At 70.4% G+C, this 10,111-nt stretch carries 11 protein-coding genes; 6 read left to right on the top strand and 5 right to left on the bottom strand.

The window, feature by feature from the left end:
* Positions 1-361: ATP-binding protein (locus tag VF794_RS08560; protein ID WP_331108693.1), on the top strand; the 361-nt coding region annotated here is incomplete at its 5' end.
* A 233-nt stretch (positions 362-594) separates the two neighbouring features.
* Here the strand turns inward: VF794_RS08560 and truD are convergent.
* Genes truD through VF794_RS08545 form a run of 3 tightly spaced genes read right to left on the bottom strand, consistent with a single transcriptional unit; the run spans position 595 to position 3,987 of the window.
* On the bottom strand, positions 595-1,614 hold the full coding sequence (gene truD / locus VF794_RS08555; RefSeq protein ID WP_331108692.1) for a tRNA pseudouridine(13) synthase TruD: 1,020 nt from the start codon (positions 1,612-1,614) through the stop codon (positions 595-597).
* Entirely contained in the window at positions 1,611-3,008 is a 1,398-nt protein-coding gene (locus VF794_RS08550; RefSeq protein ID WP_331108691.1) for a DUF4388 domain-containing protein, read from the bottom strand. The genes truD and VF794_RS08550 overlap by 4 nt, the downstream gene beginning before the upstream one ends.
* Positions 3,009-3,015: 7 nt before the next feature.
* Entirely contained in the window at positions 3,016-3,987 is a 972-nt protein-coding gene (locus tag VF794_RS08545; RefSeq protein WP_331108690.1) for a DsbA family protein, read from the bottom strand.
* A 70-nt stretch (positions 3,988-4,057) separates the two neighbouring features.
* On the opposite strand from VF794_RS08545, the gene VF794_RS08540 reads away from it, so the two are divergent.
* The gene (locus tag VF794_RS08540) at positions 4,058-5,098 is read left to right on the top strand and encodes an asparaginase (RefSeq protein ID WP_331108689.1); all 1,041 of its coding nucleotides are present in this window, start codon (positions 4,058-4,060) and stop codon (positions 5,096-5,098) included.
* 79 nt (positions 5,099-5,177) lie between these two features.
* Positions 5,178-6,095 carry a GGDEF domain-containing protein gene (locus VF794_RS08535; protein ID WP_331108688.1) on the top strand — a complete coding sequence of 306 codons (918 nt, stop codon included), beginning with the start codon at positions 5,178-5,180 and terminating at the stop codon, positions 6,093-6,095.
* Between the two features lie 19 nt (positions 6,096-6,114).
* On the opposite strand, the gene VF794_RS08530 is transcribed toward VF794_RS08535, so the two are convergent.
* Both VF794_RS08530 and VF794_RS08525 read right to left on the bottom strand, forming a co-directional pair.
* Positions 6,115-7,032, bottom strand: a complete 918-nt coding sequence (locus VF794_RS08530) for a GGDEF domain-containing protein (protein ID WP_331108687.1) — start codon at positions 7,030-7,032, stop codon at positions 6,115-6,117.
* Between the two features lie 65 nt (positions 7,033-7,097).
* Positions 7,098-8,684, bottom strand: a complete 1,587-nt coding sequence (locus VF794_RS08525; protein ID WP_331108686.1) for a HEAT repeat domain-containing protein — start codon at positions 8,682-8,684, stop codon at positions 7,098-7,100.
* A gap of 119 nt (positions 8,685-8,803) precedes the next feature.
* On the opposite strand from VF794_RS08525, the gene rpsU reads away from it, so the two are divergent.
* The 3 genes from rpsU to VF794_RS08510 all read left to right on the top strand — a co-directional run.
* Complete coding sequence (gene rpsU / locus VF794_RS08520) at positions 8,804-8,998, top strand: 30S ribosomal protein S21 (RefSeq protein WP_002621505.1); 195 nt, start codon at positions 8,804-8,806, stop codon at positions 8,996-8,998.
* An 89-nt stretch (positions 8,999-9,087) separates the two neighbouring features.
* Complete coding sequence (locus tag VF794_RS08515; protein WP_331108685.1) at positions 9,088-9,549, top strand: GatB/YqeY domain-containing protein; 462 nt, start codon at positions 9,088-9,090, stop codon at positions 9,547-9,549.
* Positions 9,550-9,810: 261 nt separating this feature from the next.
* The coding region (locus tag VF794_RS08510) for a CHC2 zinc finger domain-containing protein (RefSeq protein ID WP_331108684.1) at positions 9,811-10,111 on the top strand (301 nt) is incomplete at its 3' end.

The raw sequence follows: 10,111 nt of genomic DNA, 5'->3' as shown, positions 1-10,111 counted from the left end.
GTGGGACCCGGACAGGCTGGGTCAGGTGGTTCAGAACCTCGTGACGAACGCGCTCAAGTACAGCCCCGGAGACACCCCTGTCCGCATCGAGACCCACGCCGAGAACGGCGACGTGGTCTTGTCCGTCCACAATGAAGGGGCCCCCATCCCGGCCGAACGGCTTGGGAGGATCTTCCAGCCGCTCCAACGTGCCACGGGCGACGTGGACAAGGCGGGCCGCAGCATCGGGCTGGGCCTGTACATCGTGAAGCAGGTGGTAGACGCGCACGGGGGCACCGTCTGGGTGGAGTCCACGGCCGAGGCGGGCACCACCTTCACCATGCGGCTGCCCCGTCACCCATCGACCGCGAGACCCGCATGAGCGTGGACCGCGCCCGCGAGCACCCGCGGGCAGCCCAGGTCCGCTCAGAAGAGGGGTCCGACGACGCCCACCTTCAGACTGCTGCGCGTCGGCACTGCTGCGAACCGCCTGGAAGGTGCCGTTGGCGCTCAGCTGCCCGGAGCTGTCCGTCCAGACGTCCACCTGTTGACTGCTCGAGCTGCCCGCCACCGCGAGCAGTGCCGAAACGAAGCCGTGTCCCTGGGTGCAGGTCCTCAGCCGTCCTTCATCAACTCGCGCAGCACCTCGGTGGCGTAGGAGCCCTTGGGTAGCTCGAAGGCGAGCACCAGGTCCTCCCCCTCCACCTCCAGCGAGGGGCTGGTGAGGCGCACCCGGTAGGGCCTGCGCCCGCCCTGGGTCTCATCGCCCCCGCGCCGGAAGTCGTCCAGGGTGATGCCCTCGTCCACGAGCAGCTTCGCCTCGGCCTCGGCCACGGCATGGGTGGCCGCGGTCATCTTCGGCCCGAAGAGCGGCCCGGCGGGGCTCACCTCCCAGGCGGCCACGCGCGGCCCGTCCACCTCGGGGGCCTCGCACACGAAGAGGCCGCCCGAGTCCTCCTTGCGCAGCACGTCGCCCAACAGCGCCGTGTCGAAGGTGCCCGCGCGCAGCCGGTCCGCGAGGGCCCGGTTGAAGATGCGGGACTGGAAGGCCGAGAGGTACAGCTTGCGCTGGAATTTGTCGGGGCGGCGCGGCAGTCGCTGGCCGAGCAACAGCAAGCGACCCAGGTCCGCGTTGTCGCCCTCGCGGCCGAAGCGCTGCTCGCCGAAGTAGTTGGGGATGCCGTGCGTGCCCAGCCGGGAGAAGCCCTCCCGCGCCGCGCCCACGTCCTTCACCCCCCGCAGGCGCAGCCGGAAGCGGTTTCCCCGCAGGTGCCCGGTGCGCAGCTTGTTGCCATGGCGCCGGCTCCACAGGACGCTCACGCCCTCCAGGGAGAAGTCGGCCAGGCGCGCCTCGGCCCGGGCGGGCACGGAGAGGAGCTGCCGGGTGATGGCCTGCCGGTCCTTCATGCCGGCCACGCCCACGTCGCCCTCGTCCACGCCCAGCGCGGCACACAGGGCGCGCACCACCTCGCGGGTGTCCCGGCCTCGCTTCTCCACCCAGAGGTAGAGATGCTCCCCTTCCCCCGAGGGCTGGTAGGCGGGTACCTCCTCCACCTCGAAGTCCTCGGGCACGAGCTTGAAGGCGCCGCCGCACCCCGGCACGTCCGCCGTCAGCCGGGGCAGTGTGTCGCTCATGAGCCGCCCAGGGTGGCGAGCATGTCCTTCACCCGCCGGGCGAGATCCTCATCCGCACGCGACTCCAGCAGCTCTCCCGCCTGGAAGAGGAGGAAGAACATCACGTCGCTGAGGGCCTGCCGGAAGGAGAGCAGCGGCTCGGGGCCCAGCGCGACGCGGTGGCGCTCGTAGGCCTCCACCAGCCTCACGTCCGGCAGGCTGCCGTCCAGCGCGAAGACGAGCCCCTGCAACACGGGCGACGCGGACAGCGCCTGTCCCGAGAGCGCCGCGTTGGCCGAGGCGATGAACTCGCGCGCCAGGCCCTGCTTGGACACCTCGGTGGCGATCTCCCGGAAGATCCGGTTGAAGACGCGCACCACCTCGCGGGAGTCCGTGGGCACGGGGCGCACCGCCGGCTCCGCGGAGCGCCCCGATTGAGCCGAGCGCACCGAGGGGATGCCCGTGGAGGAGGGCCGCACCACGGGGATGCCCATGATGCTGCGCGGGCGGACCGCGGGCAGGCCGGAGATGGACTGCGTCGTGCCGCCCATGGGCTTGTCGGAGAGCGACACGAAGCCCCCCTCCAGCAGGCCGTAGACGACCTTGGTGACGTCGAACTCGGACAGTCGGGCCGCCTGCCCCAGGTCCAGCACCGTGCGCCGGCCATCCACGAGGGCGAGCACCCGATCCTCGTCCGGCTCCAGCTTGGCGTGGGTGAGCCCCTTGCGCAGCACGTACACGCGCCCGTTGGGCACGCGCTTGCGGAAGTGCGCCAGCTCGTCGATCTTCCGGATGCTGTCCATCAGCAGGCTCTGCGTGGACAGCTGGATGTTGTGGCCCAGCTTGTCCTCCACCGGCTGGTCGATGAGGAAGAAGCTCCCCTCGCGGCACAGCACGATGGCGTGGAAGATCTCACTCACCTGGTGGGTGACGCACTTGAACAGGTCATGCGCCTGGAGCAGGCCCCGCTCCACCAGGGTGCGGCCAATCTTGGAGGGCGGCTGCTCGCGCAGCACGGCCTCGAGCTGGGTGCGCTCCACGTAGCCCAGGCGCACGAGCACCTCGCCGAGCCGGTCCGCGGCCACGTCCGAGGTGGCGCCGCGCACCTCGCCATCGCGCAGGATGACGGAGCGCTCGCCCCCGGGCGCCTGCACGCGGACGACGCCATTCCAGCGCGACTGGCTCAAGAAGGCGATGAGGTCCGAGAGCGGGAAGCCCGCGGCGTCTCCGGAGAGCACCACGCGGGGGGCGTTGATGGAGCCCCCCTCGGCCGGGGAGCGCGAGAAGACGAGCAGGTCCGGCGAGGTGGGCTGAAGCACGTACGAGCCGGTGCGGCCCGTCAGTGGCTGGGTCTGCCCCCCTTGGCGCTCGTCGGGAACGAGCTGGGAGCCGTCGATGCGGAAGCGTTGGCTCATGAATCCGTCAGTCGGCGGCCCAGGCGTTGTTGTTCGCGCGCCACTCGAGCTCGTCTTCCAGGGTGTGGTTGAGCGCGTCCTCCGTCAGGCCCATCTGGATGTCGTAGAAGCGGCCGTTGAAGAAGAGGCTGGGCGTGCCGCGGATGTTCGCCGCGTTGCCCAGGCCCTTGTACTTCTCCAGCTCCTTCGCGTAGGTGCCGGCCTGGAGCGCCTTCTGGAGCTCCGCGCCCTTCAGGCCCAGCTTGTTGGCGACCTCGATGATCTTCGCCTGGGACAGGCCCTGGGCGTTCTCGAAGAGGGCGTCGTGCATTTCCCAGAACTTGCCCTGGTCGCGCGCCCAGAGCACCGCCTGCCCGGCGGGCACCGCGTTGGCGTGCATGGGCAGCGGGTACGGCACGTTGCAGAAGCGCACCTTGCTGGCGTTCTTCTTGGCGAAGGCCTCCAGGATGGGGCGGGCCTTGCCGCAGTAGGGGCACTCGAAGTCGGAGAACTCCACCAGCACCACGGGGGCCTTGGCGTCCCCCATGCACATGCGCGGGTCCACCTCGAGCTTCTGCCGGGGCGCGCGGAAGGCGGCGTAGTACTCGGAGAGGCCGACGATGATCTCCGTGGCCGGCACGCCGGCGATGGCCTGCTGGGCGGCGATCCGGGTCATGCGCCTGGCGTGCTTGCAGGTGGTGTGCCCCTTCAAGCACTGGCCCAGGGTGTGGGGGCAGCCGCAGTAGCAGAACTCGTCGGAGAGGACGGTGGACAGCTCGCGCTTCGCGGCGGGCGGCAGCGCGGAGAAGTCCATGCCGGGGATGCCGGAGAGGGCATCCCCGGAGGGAGCGGCGGCCGGCGGGGGCGGCGGCGTGGCGGGCGCGGGCCGGGGCGCGGCGGACTGGGGCGGCGAGGCCGCCTCCGAGTTCTTGGAACAGGCGACAGCCATCAGCGCCAGGGAGAGCGCGAGGAGGACACGGTTGCGGCGGGCGGGAAGCACGCGTCGGTCTTAGCCATGCGCGCGGGGCTTGTAAAGCAACCCCGGCTCTGCCAGGGAGGGACCCCGCGATATGCCCAGAATCCTCCTGCTGCACACCGGCGGCACGCTGGGGATGGCCGGAGGCCGGCCGTCCGCACTGCGTCCCGCGGCTTTCTTCAAGACGCTCAAGTCCCGCTGCCCCGAGCTCTTCCAGGTCGCCGACATCGAGCTGGAGCTCTTCTCCAACCTGGACAGCTCGGAGATGCAGCCGGAGCTGTGGAGTCGGCTGGCCGCCCACCTCCACCGCCGGCTGCCGGACTTCGACGGCGCGGTGGTGACGCATGGCACGGACACGCTCGCCTACACCGCGAGCGCCCTCTCCTTCATGCTGCCCGGGCTGCCCAAGCCCGTGGTGCTGACGGGCGCGCAGCGGCCCCTGGGTGAAATCCGCTCGGACGCCCGGCTCAATCTCATTGACGCGGTGCTCTCCGCCCTCCAGGGCCCCCCCGAGGTGAGCATCTGCTTCGACTCCCACCTCTACCGCGGCAACCGCACCCGCAAGGTGAAGGTGTCCGAGTACGACGCCTTCGAGAGTCCCAACTTCCCGCTGCTCGGCACCCTCGGCGTGGACGCCACCTTCGCCCCGGGCCTGCGCCAGAAGGGACCCTTCCGCCTGCGCGAGAAGCTCGAGTCGCGCGTCTTCCTCCTCAAGGTCTTCCCGGGGTTGGACCCCGCCCTGCCCCTGGCCCTGCTGCCCCACGTGCGCGGCCTCGTGCTGGAGGCCTACGGGGCCGGCAACTTCCCCATTGATCCCTCGCTCGGCCGCTCCCTGCTCCCCCTCTTCCAGCAGGCCCGGGAACGCGACGTGCCGGTGGTGGTGGTGAGCCAGGCCTATCGCAACGGCGTGGACCTCACGCTCTACGAGTCCGGGGCGGCCGCACGGGCGGAGGGAGCCCTCAGTGGGGGCGACATGACGCCCTCGGCGGCCCTGGTGAAGCTGATGCAGGGGCTCGCCTACCACCGGGACAGGGAGGCACTCGCCCGCTTCATCGAGACCCCAATTGTCGGGGAGATGACCGAGCGCACGCCAATCGCCCAGCAAGCACCGGCCAAAAAGTCGAAGCGCGGCTGATCGGAGAGACCATTGAAGCGCGACCGTCCCGAGGGATGCTTGCTGGCGACAATCATCGACCCGTAAGATGGGGGGCACGATGTCCGACGAGAAGACCGCCGTCCATTCGATTTCGGACCTGCTGGGGACCGCCGCGCCCCAGCAGCAGAGCGCGTATCTCATCGTCATCAGCACCAAATCGCCCGCGGGCATCGGTCGGATGTTCAAGCTGGACCGCTCCGAGACGGTGCTCGGCCGCAGCACGGAGGCGCAGTTCCAGGTCGAGGACGATGGCATCTCGCGCAAGCACGCGAAGGTGGTGTCGCTCGGGGACGGCCGCTTCCAGCTCGTGGACCTGGGGAGCACCAACGGCACGTTCCTCAACGGGCTGAAGGTGAGCGCCGCGCCGCTCTACGATGGCGACAAGATCCAGATCGGCTCCAACACGGTGCTGAAGTTCTCCATCCAGGACCAGTTGGAGGAGGCGTACCAGCGCAGCATCTACGAGTCCGCCACGCGCGACGGGCTCACGCGCCTCTACAACAAGAAGTACTTCCTGGAGACGATCCGCAAGGAGTTCGCGTACTGCCTGCGCCACCGGGTGCCGCTGTCCCTGGTGATGTTCGACGTGGATCACTTCAAGAAGATCAACGATGTGTACGGGCACCCGGCCGGCGACTACGTGCTGGGACGCATCGCGCAGCGGGTGAGCGACACCATCCGCACCGAGGACCTGTTCGCGCGCTACGGCGGCGAGGAGTTCGCCCTCATGCTGCGCGAGTCCACCGAGGAGCAGGTCCTGGCGTGCGCCGAGCGCTGCCGCGTGGCGGTGGACCGCGCGGACTTCGTCTTCGGCGGCACCCCCATCAAGGTGAGCATCAGCCTGGGGGTGGCCACGCTGCGCGACTCGGACTACACCCAGGCCGAGGAGCTGATCGCCGCGGCGGACAAGTACCTCTACCGGGCCAAGCGCGCCGGCCGGAACCGCGTGGACGGCAAGGCCATCAGCGGTCCGTAGCGCGCCTCCCGGTCGTCTCTCAGGTCCCCTCGATCTCCAGTCCCGGCGTCTCCGCGAGCATCTCCACGCGGTTGCCGCCGGCGGACTGGGCCGACTCCAGCGAGCGCTGGGCCTGGCGCACGAGCTCGGAGAAGGACACCTCCCGCCCCGGCGCGAGCGCGGCCAGCCCCACCGACACGGTGGGCCGCAGCACCTGCTCATCGAAGGCGAGGCTGGAGCGGGCCACGCGCTCGCAGACGCGGCGGGCCATGGTGTGCGCTCCGGCCAGATCCGTATGCGGCAGCAGCAGCAACACCCGGTCCGCCGAGTACTGCACGGGATAGTCCGTGTCGCGCAGCGAGCGCCGGACGGCGAGCGCCAGTCCTCCATGGAGCTGCTCGCGCAGCTCGTGATCCACCTGCACCGGGAGCGGATCGAACGCCACCAGCGCGATGGCCAGGGGCAGGCCGTAGCGGCGCGAGCGCTTCACCTCGACGAAGACGAAGTCCTTGAAGTGCTCGAAGACGTAGAACTGGGTGAGGGGATCCAACAGCCCCGTGCCCGAGGCCCGCACCGGCTCGGAAGCGGGCGCGGCGCGGCCCCTGCGGGCCGGTGTGCCGCCGCGCGCGAGCGTCCGCAACTTCACCAGCTCGGGCAGGCGCACCCGCAGATCCTTCGCGGAAACGGGCAGGGGGAGGACTCCGTCCGCGAAGCCAGCCTTCGAGGCATCCTCCCGCGCACTCAGCACGAGCGCCTGGGGCAGGTGCTTGCGCACCGCGCGCGCCACCTGGGCCCCCCGCTCCACCGAGGGCCCCAGCACCACCACCTGGGCGCGCGCTCCCTCCTCCCCCCACTCCGCCAGGGCGGACACCTCGAGGCCCGCCTTCTCCAGGCCCTCCTTCAGCTTGCGGCGCCCCGCGGTACCCGGCTCGACGACAATGGCCCGTGTAATCTTCATTCCCACCTCTCCAGACCTCGCACCATAGCGGCGGACGGATGGCCCGCAAGAACTCCGCACGGGGGTTACGGAGTGAAACCGAGCCGCGCCAGGCCCTGCCGCGCCACGTGCTGCACGTGGGAATCCGGATCCTTCAAGGCCTGGCTGAGCGCGGAGGCCGCGAAGGGGCCCCCCAGGGCGGTCAGGGTCCGCGCCGCGGCCACGCGCACCGCGGCGTCCGGATCCGACTGGAGCGTCTGGGCCAGGGGCTTCACGTGCTGGGCGCGGCCGAGCCCCTCCAGCGCACGGGCGGCGGCCTCGCGCACCCCGGCGTGCTTGGAGCCGAGCAACACCACCGCCGCCTCGGCCTGTCCCGTCTGGCGCTGCTGGGCCACCACCTCGAGGGCCGCGATGGCCACCTCCGGCGCCGAGTCCCCAAGCGCGGCGGCGACGGCGACGTCTCCCTCGGGCGAGCGTGGCAGGGCGAGCGCCCGCACCGCCCCGGCCCGCACCAGGGCCTGCGAGTCCTCGAGGAAGGGGGACAACACCTGGAAGCGACGCCGGCCCAGGCTGTCGCACTCGGACAGCCTGGCCACGGCCTCGCCCCGCGCGTCCGGGGGAAGCCTGGCGTCGCCCGCCACCTCTAGAAGGAAGGACTCACAGCCCTTGTCGGTCGCGGCCACCTCCAGCCACGTACGCCGGGAGGCCGGCGTCGCCCCCTCCGCGTGCACCCGTCGGCGCGCGGCCTCGCTCAGCGACAGGCCCTCGGCCTCGGCGAGCCCACGCGCCGCCACCCGTCGTACCGAGGCCTCCATGTCTCCCAGGGCGCGCTCCAGCTCTCGCTGGGCCAGGGGGCCGTAGTGCCGCAGCGACACCACGGCGGCGCGCCGCTCCGTGGCGTCGACGGAGGAGAGCCCCTTCTGGAGTGTCTCCAACTCCCGCGAATAGACGGCGAAGAGGCGGTTGATGAGGGACTGATCCGCCGGCTTCGCCTCCAGCACCAGCATCCGTCCCACCGAGGTGCCCTGTTTCTCGGCCACCGAGAAGAGCGCGGAGGCGGGGGCCTCGTCCGCGGACTCGGGGCGCCCGGCCATGGCGGACAGCACCGCCCGGGCCGGCGACTGGCCGAGAAAGGTGGCGAGGTGGAGGAGCGCCGCACCCCGGGGCGGGCGCTCCTCGTCATACACCTCCACCTCCAGGGCCTCTCGGATGGCGTCCCGGCGCGCCCACACCCGAGCGGCCGCCGCCCCTCCCCTGCTTCCCGCATCCTTCAGGAAGACGGCACTGGAGCGCCCATCCTCCGCGGCGGCTCGCGCGGCGGTGAGACAGGCGAGCACCTCCTCCTTCGCCGGAGCGTCGGCCACCCAGTCCGCCAGCACTCGCGTCTCGGTGAAGCCCCGGACCTTCGCCTGGGTCCGGAGCGCCGCCCACCGCACCCGCCAGTCCGGGTCGGAGAGCGCCGAGCGCAGCGCCACCTCGGGAACGGGCCGCAGGCGCCCCAACTCCAGCAGCCAGGCATCGGCGCGGCCAGTGGTGACGCACAGCTTGCACACCTGGGCGCGAAGGGCCGGGTCCCGCACGTGCCGCTGGCAGGACGTCCAGCAACCAGTCGCTCCCCGACCGCCGTGCTGGCCGAGCGACAAGAAAAGGACGAGGAAGAGGGCGGGGCTCACGAGGGGTCTACTTTAGCCCACCCAGGCCCCCTTTTCTGCGGGCGTTCTTGCCTTTTCAAGCCCGCTGCGTCATATCGGCGCCCCCAACATTTCTAGAGCATGCGGAAGGAGGTGACATTATGCCCGGCATTCGAGTGAAGGACGGCGAGTCCATCGAGAGCGCCCTGAAGCGCTTCAAGAAGGCCACCGAGAAGGCTGGTATCCTTTCCGAGATTCGTAAGCGCGAGCACTATGAGAAGCCTTCCGTGAAGCGGAAGAAGAAGGCTCTCGCGGCGAAGAAGCGCGCGGTGAAGAAGGCGCGCAAGACGTACTAGTCGCCCCTCTCGGAAGCCAGGGCCGCGTCAGTTCCGCGCCCTGGCTTTCGTCCGTTCAGTACCCCCTCCCACACATCCTGGAGCCCCCAATGGCCACCGTGAGAGAGCGCATCGACGCCGACCTCAAGGACGCGATGCGGTCGAAGAACGAGCTGCACACCAGCGTCCTGCGGATGCTCAAGAGCGCCATCAAGTACAAGGAAGTGGAGCCCGGCGCCACCGGCCCTCTCGACGAGGGCAGCATCCTTCAGGTGATCGGCACCCTCATCAAGCAGCGCCGCGACTCCGTCGAGCAGTTCAAGACCGGCGGCCGTCCGGAGCTGGCGGAGAAGGAGGAGCAGGAGATCTCCGTCCTCCAGAACTACCTGCCCAAGCAGCTGAGCGCCGATGAGCTGCGCGCCGAGGTCCAGGCCGCCATCACCGAGGCGGGAGCCAAGAGCGCCAAGGACATGGGCGCGGTGATGAAGCTCGTCACCCCCAAGCTCCAGGGCCGCGCCGAGGGCCGCGCCATCTCCGAGGAAGTGAAGAGCCAGCTGTCCAAGCTGTCCTGAAGTCTCCGGCCTCGAACGGCGCCGGGCGGGTCTTGAACTTGCCCGGCCGCTGATCGGCCATTAAGGGTATCCCGGTTGCCTTCCTGCCCCCTTTCAGGGCAGCCGCGCAGCACCGGAAATGGCCCCTTTGCCCCACATCATCGACCCGCGTCCTGGCGCCCGTGCCTCCCATGTCAGGGGTGCGCGGCATACTCGTCCGAAGGGGCCGGCGTGCGGACCATGGCGGTCCAGCCACGGCGGGCGGAGGGGGTGGGGCTCATGATGATCCCCGAGCACAAGATCCAGGAAGTCCTCGAGCGGGTGGACCTGGTGGGGCTCGTCTCGCGCTACGTCGAGCTGAAGAAGGCCGGGCGCGAGTACAAGGGCCGCTGTCCCTTCCACCAGGAGAAGACGCCCTCCTTCTATGTCGTCCCGGAGAAGCGCTTCTATTTCTGCCACGGGTGCCGGGCGAGCGGCGACGCCGTGGCCTTCGTCCAGCGCTACCTGGGCAAGACGTTCATCGACGCCATCCGCGACCTGGCGCGCGAGGTGGGCGTGGACCTGGAGGCCGCGCAGGACCCCG

Source organism: Archangium sp. (assembly GCF_036389735.1).
Taxonomy (GTDB): Bacteria; Myxococcota; Myxococcia; order Myxococcales; family Myxococcaceae; genus Archangium.
Note: the sequence above shows the minus strand (reverse complement) of the source record. Positions and strands in the feature narration are given on the sequence as shown.